This is a genomic window from Lacrimispora indolis DSM 755, assembly GCF_000526995.1.
Classification (GTDB): Bacteria; Bacillota; Clostridia; order Lachnospirales; family Lachnospiraceae; genus Lacrimispora; species Lacrimispora indolis.
Genome location: NZ_AZUI01000001.1, coordinates 3,454,406 through 3,473,364 on the forward strand (window position 1 = coordinate 3,454,406; position 18,959 = coordinate 3,473,364).

General features: G+C 45.3%; 15 protein-coding genes. 12 read left to right on the forward strand and 3 right to left on the reverse strand.

What is annotated here, in order from left to right; translation table 11 throughout:
* The first annotated feature begins 30 nt into the window (after positions 1-30).
* The 10 genes from licT to K401_RS0116635 all read left to right on the forward strand — a co-directional run bounded on the left by licT (position 31) and on the right by K401_RS0116635 (position 14,256).
* Complete coding sequence (licT, locus tag K401_RS0116580) at positions 31-957, forward strand: BglG family transcription antiterminator LicT (protein ID WP_242842316.1); 927 nt, start codon at positions 31-33, stop codon at positions 955-957.
* Between the two features lie 116 nt (positions 958-1,073).
* Positions 1,074-2,990 carry a beta-glucoside-specific PTS transporter subunit IIABC gene (locus K401_RS0116585; RefSeq protein WP_024294000.1) on the forward strand — a complete coding sequence of 639 codons (1,917 nt, stop codon included), beginning with the start codon at positions 1,074-1,076 and terminating at the stop codon, positions 2,988-2,990.
* 125 nt (positions 2,991-3,115) lie between these two features.
* Entirely contained in the window at positions 3,116-4,549 is a 1,434-nt protein-coding gene (locus K401_RS0116590) for a 6-phospho-beta-glucosidase (RefSeq protein WP_024294001.1), read from the forward strand.
* A 308-nt stretch (positions 4,550-4,857) separates the two neighbouring features.
* On the forward strand, positions 4,858-5,958 hold the full coding sequence (locus K401_RS0116600) for a GntR family transcriptional regulator (RefSeq protein ID WP_024294003.1): 1,101 nt from the start codon (positions 4,858-4,860) through the stop codon (positions 5,956-5,958).
* 297 nt (positions 5,959-6,255) lie between these two features.
* Entirely contained in the window at positions 6,256-7,728 is a 1,473-nt protein-coding gene (locus tag K401_RS0116610) for an ABC transporter substrate-binding protein (RefSeq protein ID WP_024294005.1), read from the forward strand.
* A 33-nt stretch (positions 7,729-7,761) separates the two neighbouring features.
* The gene (locus tag K401_RS0116615; RefSeq protein ID WP_024294006.1) at positions 7,762-8,661 is read left to right on the forward strand and encodes an ABC transporter permease subunit; all 900 of its coding nucleotides are present in this window, start codon (positions 7,762-7,764) and stop codon (positions 8,659-8,661) included.
* A 16-nt stretch (positions 8,662-8,677) separates the two neighbouring features.
* A complete protein-coding gene (locus tag K401_RS0116620) occupies positions 8,678-9,544 on the forward strand; it encodes a carbohydrate ABC transporter permease (RefSeq protein WP_024294007.1) in 867 nt (288 codons plus the stop codon).
* Positions 9,545-9,556: 12 nt separating this feature from the next.
* Positions 9,557-10,828, forward strand: a complete 1,272-nt coding sequence (locus tag K401_RS0116625; RefSeq protein ID WP_024294008.1) for a CehA/McbA family metallohydrolase — start codon at positions 9,557-9,559, stop codon at positions 10,826-10,828.
* Complete coding sequence (locus K401_RS0116630) at positions 10,815-12,890, forward strand: DUF5054 domain-containing protein (RefSeq protein WP_027352414.1); 2,076 nt, start codon at positions 10,815-10,817, stop codon at positions 12,888-12,890. Before K401_RS0116625 ends, K401_RS0116630 begins: the two co-directional genes overlap by 14 nt.
* A 163-nt stretch (positions 12,891-13,053) precedes the next feature.
* Positions 13,054-14,256: a CapA family protein gene (locus K401_RS0116635; protein ID WP_024294010.1), complete on the forward strand. Its 1,203-nt coding sequence runs from the start codon at positions 13,054-13,056 to the stop codon at positions 14,254-14,256.
* 14 nt (positions 14,257-14,270) lie between these two features.
* On the opposite strand, the gene mnmL is transcribed toward K401_RS0116635, so the two are convergent.
* Positions 14,271-15,215 carry a tRNA modification radical SAM protein MnmL/YtqA gene (mnmL, locus tag K401_RS0116640; RefSeq protein WP_024294011.1) on the reverse strand — a complete coding sequence of 315 codons (945 nt, stop codon included), beginning with the start codon at positions 15,213-15,215 and terminating at the stop codon, positions 14,271-14,273.
* Positions 15,216-15,611: 396 nt separating this feature from the next.
* On the opposite strand from mnmL, the gene K401_RS0116645 reads away from it, so the two are divergent.
* Together K401_RS0116645 and K401_RS0116650 are read left to right on the forward strand one after the other, a co-directional pair.
* Complete coding sequence (locus K401_RS0116645) at positions 15,612-16,907, forward strand: galactokinase (protein WP_024294012.1); 1,296 nt, start codon at positions 15,612-15,614, stop codon at positions 16,905-16,907.
* Positions 16,908-16,991: 84 nt separating this feature from the next.
* Positions 16,992-17,639, forward strand: coding sequence for a cytidylate kinase-like family protein (locus tag K401_RS0116650; RefSeq protein ID WP_024294013.1), 648 nt, complete (start codon positions 16,992-16,994; stop codon positions 17,637-17,639).
* A 118-nt stretch (positions 17,640-17,757) separates the two neighbouring features.
* Here K401_RS0116650 and K401_RS0116655 read toward each other — a convergent pair whose 3' ends face one another.
* Both K401_RS0116655 and K401_RS0116660 read right to left on the reverse strand, forming a co-directional pair.
* On the reverse strand, positions 17,758-18,114 hold the full coding sequence (locus tag K401_RS0116655) for a DUF4180 domain-containing protein (protein WP_024294014.1): 357 nt from the start codon (positions 18,112-18,114) through the stop codon (positions 17,758-17,760).
* Positions 18,115-18,249: 135 nt separating this feature from the next.
* Entirely contained in the window at positions 18,250-18,714 is a 465-nt protein-coding gene (locus K401_RS0116660) for a helix-turn-helix domain-containing protein (RefSeq protein WP_024294015.1), read from the reverse strand.
* Positions 18,715-18,959 lie beyond the last annotated feature (245 nt).

Below are 18,959 nucleotides of genomic sequence, written 5' to 3' on the forward strand. Positions count from 1 at the left end.
TTTATACTTTTGCTCAGGCAAGGTGTAAATATGACCAGTTTTTTACGTTATGGGAAAAGGAAAGTGTCGGAGACACTTTTTACAACCGGTTTTGGGAAGTTGGGGAAGTTTATGGTAGTGAAGCAGGTGTTGGGAAATAATATAATCAGTTCATGGGATTCCAATGGAAAGGAAATCCTTCTCATGGGAAAGGGAATCGGTTTTTCAGTAAAACCGGGAAGTCCCATCGATGAATCGAAGATATCAAAAATTTTCTTTTTAAAAACCCGGGAAATGAGCCAGTTTGCGGAGCTGGTATCAAAGCTTCCGGAAGCCCACATGCAATGTGCGGGCAGGATCATTTCTTATGCAAAAGAAAACCTGGGCAGAAAAATGAATGATAACATTTATATCACCCTCACCGACCATTTAAATTTTGCCATTGAAAGAAAAAAGCAGGGAATTGAATTTAAAAATGCGTTATTGTGGGAAATCAAAAAATTCTATCATCAGGAGTATCAGGTCGGACTGGAAGCCTTACAGATCATAAAGGACAGGCTTGGTGTTGAGTTGCCGGAGGATGAAGCCGGGTATATTGCGCTGCACATCGTAAATGCGGAACTGGATACGAACATGAAGGAGTCCAGTGAGATTCCCCAGATGATCCAGGATATTTTAAACATCGTCCGCTATCATTTCGGAGTTTCCCTTAATGAAGAAACCCTGTCCTATGAAAGATTTGTGACCCATTTAAAATTTTTCGTGCAGCGTGCTGTGAAAAAACGGTATTACGGGACAGAGGATCTGGAATTCTGCAACATGATCTACCGCCAGTACCAACCGGCATATCAGTGTGCCTTAAAGGTGAATACATATATGGAAAAGAAAATGAATTACCAGCTGACCGATGAAGAAATCATGTATCTGACTGTTCACATCAAAAGGATCATGCAGGAGCATGGAGAGGAAGAGAAATAAAAGGACGGAAATCATTCGGGAGAAGGCCAATCCTGGAATGTATTTATAAAAAGCTGCAAAGGTTTATGAAATCCGGATGAAAAGCTTTGCGGCAAAAAGTACAAGGAGGATAAGATATGGCAAGTAAATATGATGGATTAGCGAAAATTATTATCCAGAATGTAGGTGGGAAGTCCAATGTGATCAGTCTGACCCATTGTATCACCAGATTGCGTTTTAAATTAAAGGATGAGTCTAAGGCAAATACCGATGTGTTAAAGGGGACCGACGGAATCGTAACGGTTATGAGAAGCGGAGGCCAGTACCAGGTAGTCATAGGCAATCATGTGCCGGATGTCTATGCAGCCGTGTGTGAGGCCGGAGGCTTTGAAGGGGATTCCTCTGATTCGGAAGGGGAGAAACCGGACAAGCCGGGCTCCCTGTCAGCCATGCTGCTGGATACCCTTTCCGGCGTGTTCCAGCCCATTTTAAGCGTATTCTGTGCAACCGGGCTGATCAAAGGAATTCTGGCGATTCTTACCTTTACAAAGATCCTGTCTCCGGCAGACGGAACCTACCAGCTTCTTTTTGCGGTGGGCGACGGCTTCTTTTACTTCCTGCCGGTGATTCTTGGATATACGTCTGCAAGGAAGTTCGGGCTAAATCCCTTTACAGGCATTGCGCTGGGGTGCGCCCTGATTTATCCGAAGATCACGGCCCTCACATCAAATGAGGTGCAGAATGTCCTGTTTGCAGGGAGCATGTTTGAATCCAACGTTTATGCCACCTTTTTGAAGATACCGGTGATCATGCCAAAAGCGGGCTATCCGTCTTCCGTTGTTCCCATCGTGCTTTCAGTATATGCTGCGTCTAAAATCGAGAAGATGTGGAAAAGGATTGTTCCTGACGTCATAAAGAACTTCCTGGTTCCCACCCTGACGCTTCTGGTGGCCGCTCCCCTGACCTTTGTGGCTGTCGGCCCCATAGCCAATTCCATCGCAGCTGTCATCGGCTTTGCAACTCAGGCGGCCTATGATGCCAGCCCGGTTCTGGAAGGCCTGATTGTAGGCGCTTTCTGGCAGGTGCTCGTTATCTTTGGCCTGCATTGGGGACTGATACCCATCTATATCATGAATTTAAGCACCCAGGGATATGACAGCTTTATGCAGCCGTACTTTGCCGCTTCCTTTGCGCAGACGGCTGTGGTCATTGCCGTGCTCATAAGGACAAAGGACAAGAATTTAAAAGGCCTTTGTATTCCTGCAGCAATTTCCGGTTTCTTTGGAGTCACGGAGCCTGCTATTTACGGCGTGTCCCTTCCAAAAAAAATGCCGTTTATCATCTCCTGTATCGGAGCGGCCATAGGAGGAGCCATCATTGGACTTGGAAATGTAAAGAAATATTCCTCCGGCGCTTTGGGCATTTTCGGATTTGTGACCTTTATCAATCCGGCAAACAATGACACCTCCAGCATTCCCTGGGTAGCCGCAGGCGTGATCGTGGCTTCTGCCATCGCCTTTGTCATCTGTTTTTTATTGTACCGGGATGAAACAAAGGAAGAGGTCAAAAGCGGACAGCTTAAAGCATCAAACCCAGGAGTCAGAAAAATAACTCTCGCCAGCCCGTTAAAAGGAAAAGTCATGCAGCTGGACCAGATAGAGGATGCGGCCTTTTCCTCCGGAGCATTGGGACGGGGAGTGGCTGTTTTGCCGGAGGAAGGCGTTTTATATGCTCCGGCAGACGGAACAGTTACCGCTCTTTTCCCAACAGGCCATGCAATCGGAATGGTAAGTGAGGAAGGCGCGGAGGTGCTGATCCATGTGGGCATGGATACGGTGCGGCTGGAAGGAAAGGGATTTACCGTATTGACTGCAGTTGGAGACCACGTGAAGAAGGGGCAGGAGCTGCTGAGATTTGATGTGGAAGCCATCCGGGAGGCAGGGTATTCCCTGGTGACTCCTGTGCTGGTTTCCAATGCTGATACATTTACTGATGTGATCGCCACAGATGACGGAGAAGTTGATCCGGGAGATGCGTTGATTACAATATTATGAAAAGAATGTTTTTTAATCAGCCGGACGGGGCATTTCCGGAGCCGGACAGGCGGTAATAACAAACAGTACGTTTTATGAGAAGCTGAAAAACCAGTTTCTCATAGCTGTATCATAAAAAAGAAAGGATGGAAAATATGAGAGAAAACTTTTTGTGGGGAGGAGCCACTGCTGCAAACCAGTGCGAAGGCGGCTGGAAGGAAGGAAACCGGGGATTGGGGACCGTGGATGTGATCCCCTGGGGAGAAAACCGTTTTCCGGTTATGCGGGGAGATATGGATTACCGGCAGCTGTCTGAGGACTCTTATTATCCTTCCAGAGATGCTATTGACATGTACAGCCATTATAAGGAAGACATTGCCTTATTTGCAGAGATGGGATTTAAGTGTTACCGCTTTTCCTTTTCCTGGTCCCGCATTTTCCCTACCGGGGAGGAAGAAAAGCCCAATGAAGAGGGACTTAAGTTTTACGAAGATTTTATTGATGAGCTGTTAAAGTATGGGATCGAGCCGGTGGTGACCATCTGCCATTTTGATGTGCCCCTGGCCCTTGTTGAAAAATACGGTTCCTGGAAGAACAGGAAGGTCATTGATTGTTTTATGAGATATTGCGATGCCATTTTCCGCCGCTTCCGGGATAAGGTGACCTATTGGATCACATTTAATGAAATCAACATGCTTCTTCACCTGCCGTTTATGGGGGCGGGAATCCTGTTCTCCGAAGGAGAAGATGAAAAACAGGTGAAATACCAGGCTGCCCATAATGAGCTGGTGGCTTCTGCCATGGCAACAGGACTGGCCCACCGGATCAATCCGGATTTTAAAGTGGGCTGTATGCTTGCAGCAGGAAACTTTTATCCTTATAGCTGCAATCCGGAGGATGTCTGGGAAGGGTTAAAAAAGGACAGGGATAATTATTTCTTTATTGATGTGCAGGCCAGAGGGGAGTACCCGGCCTACGCCAGAAAAATGTTTGAACGGGAAGGGATAAAGCTTGAAACAGGGCCGGAAGACTATGAAATCCTGAAAGAAAATACGGTTGATTTTATTTCCTTCAGCTATTATTCATCCCGGTGCGCCAGCACATCGGAAGAGGTTGTTTTAAAATCCACATCAGGCAATGTCATGAAGAGCATTAAAAATCCTTATTTAAAGGCATCGGAGTGGGGGTGGCAGATCGATCCCCTTGGACTTAGGATCACCTTGAACACCTTGTATGACAGATATCAAAAGCCGTTGTTTATCGTGGAAAACGGCCTTGGTGCCGTGGACAAAGTGGAAGAGGACGGAAGTATTATTGATGATTACCGGATAAGCTATCTGGAAGAGCATATTAAGGCAATGATGGAAGCTGTGGATGAGGATGGAGTGGATTTATTAGGGTATACTCCCTGGGGCTGCATTGATCTGATCAGTGCATCAACCGGAGAGATGAAAAAAAGATACGGCTTTATTTATGTTGACAAGGACAACGAAGGAAAGGGATCTTTAAAGCGCAGCAGGAAAAAGTCCTTTAAATGGTATAAGCATGTGATCGAAACCAATGGCGCTGCTTTAAAGTAAGCACAGGCCGTAAAAGCAGCCTGGGAATCATGTAAGGAAAGAAGAATATGGGGAGAAAGCACCTTTTTGGGAAAAGACGGGGATATTTCACAGATATTCCGGACCCGGAAAGGTGCTTTTTATGGTGGCTGACAGGCCGGTTTTTATCTTTTAAAAGGGTGAAATCCCAGACCATGGGAAAAGGAAATAAGTTTAGGAAAAAGATAAAGCAGAAAAGTCTGCCTTATTAATAAAGAAAAATATATTTTTATTGAAAAAAGCAGAGGTAAAAGATATAATATATAAAAATACAGAATTTTGAGGTTCAAATGGAAAAAGAACAATTTTTATATAAAAAGATTTATGTGGATTTAAAAAATAAGATCCTCACTGGAGAACTGGCAGAAGGAGCATGCCTGCCTCAGACCGGTGAACTGGCGTCTGTATATGGAGTCAGCACCATCACCATTACCAATGCTTTAAATGCCCTGAGAATGGAAGGTTACTTAAACCGCATCAAAGGTAAGGGAAGCTTTGTACAGCTTCCGGCCGAAGAAACGGAGCAGTTTTCAGGCAGCTTTGACGGTGTATCCATAAAATATGAGGATAAGGAAGGGGATCGGATGCTGGGCCTGGTCCTGGAGCATGTATCCTCCTGCTTTGGCCTTGACATGATGTATGCAATGGATGCCATGGCGTCTGAGGCAGGCTACAAGCTGTGCGTCCGTTTTTCCTACGGCGAGAGGGAAAAGGAGACAGAAGAAATCGAGTTTTTAAAGGAGCTTGGTGTAAACGGGATCATCGTCATGCCCTGCCATGGACTTTATTATAACACGGCAATTTTAAAGCTTGTCATTGAAGAATTTCCCATGGTGCTGATCGATAAGAAAATGGAGGGCATTCCGGTTCCGTCTGTAAGGACGGATAATCACCTTGCCATGAAGGAGCTGGTGGAGCATCTGGTGCGCAAGGGAAATAAAAAGATCGGTTTTATAACATTTTCGGAAAACGATACTTCTTCCATTAAGGACAGAAGAAAGGGATTCTTAGAGGCCATAAAGGCTGCGGGGCTGGAAAATATGGCGGAATGCCGCCTGGAGGACTCCGAGAAAATCAAGATCTATTCAGACGATCTTGATACGGAGTACGGCGAAACCATCGGTCAGTACTTAAGTGAGAATCAGGATCTGGATGCGGTCATCTGTGCGGAATATGGAATTGCCAGGTGGGTTGGAGACCGGAAAGGAATAACCGTATGCTGTATTGACGAAGATTATTTATCACCTGGAGGCCCCCGTTTCACTCATATAAAGCAGGATGAAAAGAAAATTGCCTTTGAAGCCATCAGGATCCTGTTAAAGCAGGTGGAAAAGGATTCTTCATACAGCCAGATGGATTGTCTGGTCCCCGGCATATTTTGTGAGTATTAAAACATATATTTGTTCCTTTCATATCATTGGAGCGCAGAATAATATTTATGATTGTTCTGCGCTTCTTTTTTTGTTTTAGTAATTATATATAAAAAATTTTGATAAAATATGTGATTTAATAACAAAATACCGATATACAGTTGAAAATAAAAACGGTATATGATATTATAAATGCACAAAACATATATTTTAATTAAAATATATGTAAAAGTTGTGTAAATATGATTTACAAAATCAAAAACATAATATAATATGATTTTGTAAGCCAAATGAGTTTCGGATCGAAAGGAGAAAGAAATGAAAAAAAGAAGAGTCATGTCACTGCTTGCTGCGGCCCTTATGGTGTGCTCCATAAGCGCCTGCGGAAATCAGGAAAGCGCCAGCACAAAGGAAAGTCAGACGGAAAAAAGCCAGACAGAAGAGGGTAAGACAGAAGAAGGCAAGACAGAGGCAGCCGGACAGGCGGATAAAGGAGCGGGGGGCACCGTAAGAATCATGTCAGCCAATACGGGAGGCAAGGATGAGGAAGAGATGAAGCTCTTTGCAGAGGCTCTTTCCCAGGCTACAGGCCTTACTGTGGAAATTGAAAAGCCTGCGTCAGATTATGATAAAGTTCTGATGCAGAAATTAAGCGGCGGCGAAACCTATGATTTGATCTATGTCACTGCAAGTCAGTATGCCAATCTGGTGGATCAGGGAGCCTTGATGGATATTACGGACCGGGTGAAAGGTTCGGAGATCCTTACGGGCAATGTGGATCCTGAGGAGTGGGAGGATATTACCATTGACGGAAAGGTCTACGCAGGCTTTAACAAAAAGGAGATCCATCGGGTAGTTGCCCTTAACAACACCCTTCTTAAAAAGGCCGGGATCGATTATAAGAATATCGAACCCACCATGGACGGATATTATGATGTGATGAAGAAGCTGAAGGACAATAACCAGGCCCCGGATTTTTACCCATTTGATTCCATTTTATCAGAGACCTGGGACTTACAGCCCTGGATGGCAGCAGTAGGCTTAAAGGATGGAGTGGTTCTGGACGACTCAGGAAAAAAATATGCGCCCTATGCAGAGGATGAAGCCGCGCCAGTATGGGAATGGTTTAAAAAGCTGTATGATGACGGTCTGATGGATCCTTCCTCCTTTGTTGATAAAACAAAGGATATGAGAGCCAAAATGGGAGCTTCCTCACAAAAGACAGCTGTGACAGCCGACTGGACGGCATGGGTAGGTTTACATAATGCAAATGCCAAGGCAGCGGGAATTTCTCCTGAGGATTATGAAATCGTTTCTCTTCCCGGCCTTAAGACTCCTGACGGAAGCTATATGCTGGTCAAAGGAAACGCCAGTTTGTTTGCAGTTCCGGCCAATGCAAAAAATCCTGACGGAGCCTTAAAGATTCTGGAGTATTTTGCCACACAGGAAGGAGGAAACCTTCTCTCAACCGGAATTTTAGGCCATGATTATACCGGTACAGAGGGCAAGTATGAATTAACGGAGACAGGCGCACAGCACGGCAATGACCACGGCGCTCCATTCCCGATTTATAAGGATTTCAAGCCGATTTTCGGATTCAATCCGGGAGTGGAGGAAGCATTAAGCTACAGCGGTTACGCAACCATTGACATGATCATCCCAAATGAAGCAGATTATAAGGAGATCGTAGGCAAATGGGGAATCAAGATCATCAAGGGAGAAGTTTCCACCGCTGATGGACTCAGCGGCATGAGAAAAGAGCTTGTTGACCGGAAGGTGACCGACCGGTAAGCACAATTCCCAGAATAGACAGGAGGCATCGGTTTGAAAGGACAGCTTAAGAAAAAGATATTGAGGTATAAGGAGATCTATCTGCTGCTGGTACCCGTTCTCATTTACTTTCTTGTATTTTCCTACTATCCGCTGGTACTGGGAATCTTAAAAAGCTTTCAGAAGGTTAAGCTTCTGGGAGGTTATGAGCTGGTAGGATTTCGCAATTACTTGGAGATTTTCGGAGACAGGCAGTACAGGCAGGCCTTTGTCAACAGCCTTGCAGTGGGAGGAGGAACCTTTGTTTTACAGTTTGTCTGGGGACTTTTGATCGCTGTATTGCTGAATGAGGTCAGGAAAAAGGCACCAAGATCCCTGTTCCAGACAGTTACTTACATACCCTACCTTCTGTCCTGGTCTGTGGTGGGCGGTTTGTGGATCTCCATTTTATCACCTGCTGGCATGGTAAACGGCATTATGAGGGCTGTTTTGGGAAACAGTTATTCTCCCCTGGTATTTATGGCGGAGGGGCGTTATGCCAGAACTATCATGATTTTTACAGGTGCTTGGAAAGGGGCCGGCTATTTTGCGGCCCTATTCCTGGCCGCCATGATTGGGATCGATTCGGCTCTGTATGAATCCGCAAGAATGGATGGGGCCACAAGGATCAGACAGATCCGCTATATCACTCTGCCGGTCATCGTTCCCACCATGAAGGTGGTGGCGGTGCTGTCGGTAATGGGGATTCTGAGAAATTTTGACCAGATTTTTGTTATGATGAATGCCTCCATCAGTGATAAGGTGAAAAACCTTCTGGTTCTGATCTATGAACAGGGCATTATCCAGTTTAATGTGGGAACTGCTACAGCGGCTGCTACCGTGGTTTTGATCGCTACTCTGCTGATCACCTCGGCAGTCAGAAAAGTGCTGAAATATGATGAAATTTATTCCTGATGGAAAGGGCAAAGATATGAAAGATAATCTAGGTAAAAACGGTTTGACGGGTTTCTGGAGAGCGCTTTTTTTGTTTTTGACAGCGGTCATTTTTCTTACCATGTTTCTTCCCATGTGGAATGTATTTGTGGTGTCAACCTCAACGGCTCTTGACTCCTCGCAAAGCGGGATCAAGCTGTGGTGGTCAAAATTCAGTGTGGAAGGCTTTTTTTATGTATTCCGGGTGGCCAAAATGGGAAGGCCGTTTCTCAATTCCCTTTTTATAACCACCACAGGCACGGTGATCCAGGTCCTTTTATCAGCTCTTGCAGGCTATGTTCTGATACAAAAGAGCCTTCCTTTTAAAAATTTTATTTCTTCGTTCATCATGCTCACCATGATGGTGCCCGGAGACTTGACCCTGATATCTGTTTACCAGTTAAATAAGCAGCTGTCATTGTTAAATACTTATCAGGGACTTGTTTTAAACGGGCTGGTGTCAGGCTTCAGCATCATGATGATGAGGAATTACTTTGAAACGGTCCCTTATTCCCTTGCAGAGTCAGCCAGAATGGATGGGGCAGGGGAATTGAAGATTTTCGGAAGCATATACATGCCTATATCCCTGCCGGGATTTGCAACCGTGTTTTTTATGGAATATGTAGCCAGATGGAATTCCATCATGCTCCCGGCAACCCTGATCACTGATGAGAAAAAGTATACCCTTCCTCTGATGCTGAAACAGATGATCATGTCCGTAGATTCTACCTCCGGAACGGCTGCAACTCCGGATAATGCCATTATGGCGGCAATCGTGATTTCCACCATACCGCTGCTGATCATTTATGTTTTTGCCCAGAAATTCCTGATGGAAGGGATCAACATGGGAGCCGTTAAGGGCTGATGGAGGATTGACATGAAGGAAAAAACAATTACATTTCAAAGGGTTGCTGCAAAAGAGGAAGAAGGGCTGTATATAAAAATCCCCTTTTCCGTACCGGATATGGTTGCTTCCATGGAGGTATCATACGAATACGGCCGGAAGGAAAACATCATAGATTTCGGCCTGTTAAATGAAAAGGGAGAATTGATCGGCTGGTCCGGCTCCAACCGAAACCGGGTCGTCATCTCTGATCACAGGAGCACAGATGGGTTTGCATCGGTTCCTGTAAAACAGGGAGAGTGGAGCATACTTCTGGGAGCCTATAAGGTAGAGGAACAGGGGGCGGCAATTACATATAAGGTCACTTACCAATGGAAAGACCTCCGTCTGCTTAAAGGAGATACTCACTTACATTCCTGCGGCTCCGATGGAAACATGACTCCTGAGGAACTGGCCCTTGCTGCTGAAAGAGAAGAGCTGGATTTTCTGTTTGTTACGGATCATAATAACTATGCACATAATGATCATCTGCGCTCTACAGAACAGGTGACCATGATACCGGGGGTGGAATGGACCCATTATAAAGGCCATATGGGAATGCTGGGAAGGAAACGCCCGTTTAAAAGTTTTATTTCAAATTCTTTGGAAAAAACAGTGGAAATCCTGGAGGAAGCAAGGGGAAACGGAGCCTTTACGGTAATAAACCACCCCTTCTGCCCATGGTGCGGCTGGAAATGGGGAATGGAGGAAATTCCGTTTGACGGGGTGGAAGTATGGAATGGAGGCCTGGAACCGGAAAGCAACCAGAAATGCTTAAACTGGTGGGATGAAAGGCTGAAGGAAGGAAAAAGGATCCCAATAACAGGAGGCAGTGATTTCCATAAATATGAGCCGGGAAGGATGCCTGCCTCTCCCTGTACCTGTGTGTACGCGCTGTCAAATTCCGCTGAGGACATATTGGAAGGACTTAAAAAGGGACATTCCTTTCTTACCTTATCACCGGAAGGCCCCATGATGGATACCTGGGCAGGAGAGAGTCTTATTGGGGATGAGATCCCTAAAGGGACTGAAATAAGGTTTACCTTCCGGAATTTAATAAAGGGCGATACCCTTTTCCTGGTTTCCCAGGACAACAGAGAGGAGATCCTCTGTGAATCAGACCATCTTTCTATTGAAAGAATCCCAGGAGAGCCGGGATATCTTCGGGCGGAGATCAGGCGGAACCTTTTTAAAGGACGCCTTAATATTCCGGTGCTCCTTTCTAATCCTTACTATATAACAGGTGAAAAAAATGACAAAGAATGAATCAATGACTAATACAACAATTAAGAATGTCCACGTGGTTTTTATGACACATTTTGATATGGGATTTACGGATCTGGCGGACCGTGTCCTTTCCAATTATATTCACGATTTTATTCCTGAAGCCATTGGGCTTGCCATGGACTTAAACCGGGATGGAAGGAAACGGTTTGTCTGGACCCTGGGGGCATTTTTAATTGACAGGTACTTAAAAAAGGCCGGAAAGGCGGAGGCACAGAGGCTGAAGGATGCCGTGGAAAGAGGAGACATCTGCTGGCATGGAATGGCTTTTACCACTCACGCGGAACTGATGGATACTGATCTGATGGATTTTAACTTAACATATTCAGACATGCTGGACCGGCAGTTTGGGAAAAAGACCATTGCCGCAAAGCTGACCGACGTACCGGGCCATACGAAGGCCATGGTACCGGCCATGGCCTGCCATGGAAAACAGTATTTACATATCGGAGTAAACCCCTCATCCATGAATCCGATGGTTCCTAAAAGCTTTGTGTGGCAGTCAGCAGGCAGTGAAATCCTTGTTCAGTATTCCTCTGTTTATGGCTCTGCCTGTTATGTGAATGGAATGGAGGATGTTCTGGAGTTTGTTTTTCTGGGGGACAATCTGGGCATTCCCACCAGGGAAGAAGTTTTAATGCAATTGGAGGCGTTGGAAGAGAAGTATCCCGGCGCCAGGGTGGAGGCCTCCACATTAGATGCCTATGCCCAAAAGCTTTGGGAAAGAAAAGAAGAGCTTCCGGTGATAAAGGAGGAAATCGGGGATACCTGGATTCACGGCATAGCCTCGGATCCGGTCAAAGTCAGGGGACTCAGACGGCTTATGGGCCTTAAGGATCAGTGGAAAAAACAAGGGAAATTTGCTCCTGAAAAGCCGGAGTTTCAAGGTTTTATGGAAAACCTGCTGATGGTATGCGAGCATACCTGGGGGCTTGATTATAAAAAACATTTGTTTGATTTTGAAAACTGGAAAAAGGAAGACTTTAAGAGAGCAAGAAAAGAAAACCATGTGACAGAGGCCATGTTTACAGAAAGAAATGCAGCCCTTTTACATGCCATATACATGGAAAGGGGGGTGGATCATTTAGAAAGCACCTATGAACGGTATGAAAGCTCCTATGAGGAACAGAGGGAGTACTTAAATGAAGCAGTCCGTCTGCTTCCGGAGGAGCTTAAAGAGGAAGCAGGGCAGGCGCTTATATGGAATCCCATGCCAGGGGAGAAGATATGGGAAGAGGGGGAGGCGGTCCATCCCTTTGAGATCATTTCCATACAGAACTGGAAAGCGGCATTTGACGGAAGCGGCACTGTGATTTATCTGGAAAAGGACGGAAAGGTCTGGATCCAGTCAGGCTGCTTTGGCCGCTTTTCTTATGAAACCTATGGGGCCTTGGATACGGTATCGGAATTTTATGAGTACAACCACGCATTTAAGGAAAATATGACCTGGTCGGAAGCAGATTTTTCCAAACCCGGACTGGAAACCGTGGAGGGACTTTCCAACAGGAATTATCCCTTTGGGGTGCGGGATATGAGAAAATCCGGTTCCCTGGTGAGGATCCGCCTGGCAGGAAATCCGGGAGCAGTGAAAGAATATGGCTGCCCGGAAGGAGCATGGATCACCTACACCTTTGGAACTGAGCTTTTATGTGATCTTTCATGGGAAAATAAGGAGGCAAATAAAATGCCCGAAGCTCTTTGGTTTGATGCCAATATTGATGTGGAAAACCCATGCCTTTGGAAAATGAAGATCATGGATCAGGAAATCTCTCCTCTGGAAGTGGTAAAGGGAGGAAACCGCAGGCAGCATTGTGCGGAAAAACTGGTCTATGACGGGGCGGATGGAACCATAGAAATATGGAATCCCGATTCTCCCCTGGTGAGTGCGGGAGGCAGGAGGCTGTATGGCGGCTGTCTGGAACTTCCTGATATGAACAAGGGTTTTTCCTTCTGTCTGTTTAACAATAAATGGGGAACAAATTTTTCCATGTGGTGCCAGGATGATTGTTGCTTCCGGTATATCCTTAGCTTTCATAATAAGTAAAGCAGAATGTTTGACAAATCCACAGAACCAGTGTAAGATAAAAAAATGGAAATAAAACCCACAGAAGCATAAAGGAAAAGTTATGGAAAACCTTATGATACTGTGGAAAAAGTAATGAAAAATGTAGAATCATGTGGAAATTGTCAACAATCAGGAGGAATACATGAAGAAAAACAATGGGCTGATGAAAATTCTGATTTTCTTTCCCCTATTGCTGTTTGTTTTACTTGTTGGGTGGATTGGAGTAAGTGAATGGAAGGAAAAACAGGGGGAAAAGATGCCTGCAGCAGAAGCTGTTTCCAGTGAAAGCCTTACCCAGTCAGAGCCTGAACCATCACAGGAAACAGGAGTACTGACCCTGGAGAACACCCAGTCTCAGGAGGAGGCCTCTCCAACCCAGGAAGAAGGATCACAAAAACCAGCCGCTCAACTGCTTTTTGCAGGGGATATATTACTATCCAGTCATGTGACCACTGCATATGATAATGCAGGAAGCATAAATGGAGTATTGGATGAGGGATATCAAGGCGAAATCAGCGGTGCGGATATTTTTATGGCCAACCAGGAATTTCCTTTCAGCGACAGGGGCTCTGCTGCGCCGGACAAGCAGTTTACATTTCGCCTGACCCCTTCCAGGGTTTCCATGATGAATGAGATCGGAGTTGACATCGTGACCCTGGCGAATAATCATTCCCTTGATTATGGGACCGATGCCCTCGTGGACACCTGTACGGCCCTGGATGGAGCCGGTATTAAGTATGTGGGAGCAGGCCCTGATATGAACCGGGCCAGACAGCTTGAAACCATGGAGGTAAACGGAAAAACCATAGGTTTTCTGGGGGCATCAAGGGTTTATCCCGATGCCAATTGGGTGGCGAACAGCAAAAAGCCAGGCATGGTAAGCGGCTATGACCCGACCATTCTTTTAGAAGAAGTAAATAAGGCAAAGGAAAGCTGCGATTATGTGGTGGTATACGTTCACTGGGGAGTGGAGCGGGATGAGAAACCTCAGGAATACCAAAGGGTCCTGGGGAAGAAGATCATTGATGCGGGGGCAGACTTAGTGATCGGAAGCCATCCTCATGTTCTTCAGGGAATTGAATACTACAATGGCAAGCCTATTTGTTACAGCCTTGGCAATTTCATTTTTGGAAGCAGCATCCCGAAAACAGCTCTTTTACGGGCTAACGTGGATTTTGATCAGGGAACCACCACATTGTCACTGGTTCCGGGAACCTCAAAAGCAGGATATACCAGAATGCTGAACCAGGAAGATGATATCCAGGGATTTTACCAGTATTTCCAGGGCATATCCTTTGGGGTGTCTGTGGATGAAAACGGTGTGGTTCACAATAACGGCAATTAAAATCATAAAAAAACTTACACGAGGTATCTGTCGCCCTGGCAGATGCCTCGTTCTTTCAGCCGCTTCGCCAGAGTGCCCAGAACCAGCTTTTTATTGCCGCTCCATAAAGGCGCGAGGAGCAGCTTTTTCGGCCCGTCTCCGCTGATCCGGTGAATGACAACCTGAGGCGGGAGCAGGGCGATGCAGTCGATCACCAGATCCACGTATTCTTCCAAAGTGCAGACAGGAACCAGCCCCTTTTCGTATTCTTCGGCCAGATCGGTCCCTTTTAACACATGAAGAAGCTGAAGCTTGATCCCGTCGATCCCTTGTTCCCCCAGATGGCCCAGATAATCCACGGTTTCCATGGCCATTTCCCTGGTTTCACCTGGAAGGCCTAAAATTACATGAGCGATGACCGTTAACCCGGCTTCCTTTAAATCCTGGTAAGCCTTGAGAAAAGCAGGAAGGGCATATCCCCTTCTGATATAATCTGCTGTGGATTCGTGGATGGTTTGAAGTCCCAGCTCCACCCACACAGGCTTTATTTGGTTTAGTTTTTTTAACAGATGAAGAACAGGAGGAGGAAGGCAGTCAGGGCGGGTGGCAATGGAAAGGACCGCTATATCCGGATGGAAGATGGCCTGGGTGAACAGCTCTTCCAGATAGGGCAGAGGAGCGTAGGTGTTGGTATAGGATTGAAAATAGGCGATGAAGCGGGCGGATTCCGGCTTTATTTTTCCAGCGATTCTTTGACGGGCGGACTCGATCTGGCGGCTTACAGAAAAGTGGGATGCCAGGGATTCGGCAAAGTCTCCGGACCCGCCGCTGCTGCAGAAGATACAGCCCCTGGTTCCCAATGTTCCATCCCGGTTAGGACAGGTCATGCCTCCGTCAAGAGCCAGTTTATAGACCTTTTGGCCATACTGCTTTTTTAATTCAAAATCCAGAGAATGGTAAGGTTTGTCGTTCCAAAACATGGTTTCCTCTTTTCTGCCCACGCTTTTTGGGCATAAAGGTATGCCCGCAGGGTGTTTCCTCTTTTCTGCCCACGCTTTTTGGGCATAAAGGTATGCCCGCAGGGTGTTTCCTCTTTTCTGCCCACGCTTTTTGGGCATAAAGGTATGCCCGCAGGGTGTTTTTGCCGCGGTTTTTATGATTGTTTCATTATACGGGACCCTGGGATGAGCTGTCAAATTATTTTATAGGTTTTCATAAAATATTATATTGTGAAATCTTTGGCATCTATGATATACTCGTAGCAATGACAATACTTTGTCAATCAATGGGGGAATACCTTTTTGGTATACCTGATAAACTGGGTAGGCCCTGCCCGGAGAGTGTGGGCGGTAAATCGGAAAAGGAGAGCAAACAACATGAAAGTAAGCGATACAATTCAGATGCTTGAGTCTAAAGAGTCAGAAAAGCTTATGACCGCTTTATATGGAGAAGATGCGGTCAGGGAGAACATTGAACGTTATCAGAGCCTTGTGAGGAACTTCCAGAAGAAATTTCCGGAGGATGATGTGATGCTGTTTTCCGCACCGGGGCGTACGGAGATCAGCGGAAACCATACGGATCATAACCATGGAAAGGTCCTGGCCGGAAGCATTAATTTAGACTGTGTGGGTGCAGCTGCGAAAAACAACAGCAGTAAAGTAAATATTATCAGTGAGACCTATAACCAGAGTTTTGTAATCGACTTAGATGATTTGGCTCCAAGCGATAAGAAGGCAGGAACCATTGATCTGGTAAAAGGGCTATTAAAAGGCTTTTTGGAAGCCGGATATGAAATCGGCGGTTTTAATGCCTGCATTACCAGCAATGTCATCAGCGCGGCAGGCGTCAGCTCCTCCGCTTCTTTTGAAATGCTGCTTTGCTCTATTTTAAATACATTTTTCAACAACAGCGCCATGGATACCGTGGCTTATGCCCATATTGGCAGGTTCTCTGAAAACGTATACTGGGACAAGGCTTCCGGTCTTTTGGACCAGATGGCATGTGCTGTGGGCGGACTGATCACCATTGATTTTAAGGATCCGGCTTCTCCTGTTGTGGAAAGAATTGATTTTGATTTCGGTTCCCAAAACCACAGCCTTATCATTGTCAACACTGGAAAGGGTCATGCAGATTTAAGTGCAGATTATTCCTCTGTCCCGGCGGAAATGAAAAAGGTTGCTGAATTCTTTGGAAAAGAGGTTTGTGCCGAGATCACGGAAAAGGATGTGATTGACAACCTACAGGAAATCAGGGATTTTGCCGGTGACCGTTCCGTACTTCGCGCCCTTCATTTCTTTGAAGAGAATAAGCGTGTGGAGGCAGAGGTGGCTGCTTTAAAGGAAAACCGGTTTGAGGATTTTTTGAAAAATATCACGGAATCCGGTAATTCTTCCTGGAAATGGCTTCAAAACTGCTTTACCAATACCAGCTTCCAGGAGCAGGGAATTACCGTTGCCCTGGCCCTTACGGAGCTTTTCCTGGCAGAAAAGAAGACAGGTGCATGCAGGATACATGGAGGCGGATTTGCCGGTGTTATCATGACCTTGCTGCCCAATGAGCTGGTGGAAGAATATGTTTCCTACATTGAGAAAGCTATGGGAGAGGGCAATGCTTACCGGATGAGCATCAGGCCTTACGGAGCCATCTGTTTCAACGAGGTAATGAAACAATAATAATTGTAAATTCTGCCCCAATGGAGTAAAATAGAAGTAACAAAAAGTTAGAATACAACGTGTGGCAGAAGGAGGCGGGGATTTATGAAAGAAAAGAAAAATCTGGTCATCACCATAGGAAGGCAATACGGCAGCGGCGGCCGAATCGTGGGAAAAGCCCTTGCAGAAGAGCTGGGAATCCATTTTTATGATGAAGAGATTCTGACCATAACATCAGAACAAAGCGCGGTAGGAGAGGTATTTTTCCGCCTGGCGGATGAAAAGGCAGGAAGCAATCTGCTTTACAAGATCGTAAGCGGTTTAAAACCTCAGCTTGGAAAACCCTCTACGGATGCGGATATCGTGAAGCCGGAGAATTTATTCCGGTTCCAGTCCCAGGTCATTAAGGAGCTTGCATCAGAGGAGTCCTGCATCATTGCCGGACGGTGCGCAGATTACATCTTGGGCCGTGAGAAAGAAGCGTTCCCAGGCCTGGTAAAAATTTTTGTTTATGCAGATACGGAAACCCTTATCAGACGCACCATGGAAGTGGATAAGGTTGATGAGAAGGAAGCCACAAAGCGCGTAAAAAGGATTAACCGGGAACGGAAGGAGTACTACCGCTATTATACCGGCGGCAGCTGGGAGGATTGGAACAATTATGATCTGATCATCAATACCAGCTGCATTGATTTGGAACAGACGGCGAAGCTGATCAAGGATTATATTAAGCTTAGAGGGATTGAGCTTTAAGGAAAAGTATGGAACGGCGGTTTTGATTGAAATTTCAAAACCGCCGTTCCTTATTTGATGATTGAATTTATATGAGAAGAGGACGTGTCTGTCAGGTCTTCTTTCAGCATTCCACGGATTATTCCGGTACCAGCGCTGACAGAGCGCTGTCTAAGTCGTTCTTAAAATAAATTAAATTTCCCTTGTTGCACTCATAAATAAAATCCTTTAAACTCTTGCTGGTATACTGTGAGAAATCCCCTACGACCCCAAGCTTGAAGCTGTAGTTTGAAAATTTCTGCAGGATTTCCCCGGCTATCCCTGTCTTAAGATCAAAGAAACTTTCATCAAGGCTTTCTTTATATAAGATCATCCCAATGCAGTTATATTGATATCCGGCCGAAGACATGATATCAAGGATACTTTGAACATCAGCTATCTTATTGCCCTTATCAACAACAGCGATATTTTGATTCCTGATAGTTTTTATATTCATTTGATTCCTTCTTTCTTAAAAAGTAAAGCTGCCATATCCGGTACATATGCCATTGCCCTGTAAAATATGGATTTCCACTGTCAGGGCAAAGGGATAAGAATGCAGCCGTTTTTTGTGCCGTTGATTGTAACGTTCCTATAAAAGATGATCCTGTCTGATAGTTTCTGTTAATTCCATAATTAATTCAATGATTGCCTGGGCGAACAGAATATTCCCCCATATGGTCACACGTACCTTGCTTTCTGATTCCAAAAACTGTGCGTGCATGGTGGGATGGCCATATTCCGGGAGGTTGGTATTTAGCGCGGCAGTGACAGTATTCATGATGCGGATGGCATCCTCCATTCCTTCCACATCAATATCCATCACAGAAGACACTTTTATCTCATTGCTGGATTGTGTCCCGGTATCTGTGTTTTCCTTTCTGATTGATAGTTTTGTACTTTCCATAAAAACGCTTAAGTCATGTCCGGTCACCCTCCAGCTTTTTCCGATTTTTCCTGCACGCAGCTTACCTTCCCTGATGTAACGCTGGATTGTTTTAGGATGGATATTTAACATTTCTGATATCTGGTCTACGGAATAATATTTTTCCTGCATATTATTTACTCCTTAATATTCCTTATTGTATTTTATATAGGTAATAATAGGTTATAATTAGTAATATGTCAAGATATTTGTTTTAAATGGTTTTTATTGCATAAATAAAATCTGGCCTTTCTGTATTATAAGACCTCACATATGCAAAACAGCAGCTATGGCAGAGGCTGCCGATGAGAATAAGAAAAATCAAGCAGGAAGAGTTGGTTACCTCCTCCTGCTTGATAAAGAAATGCAGAATAGAA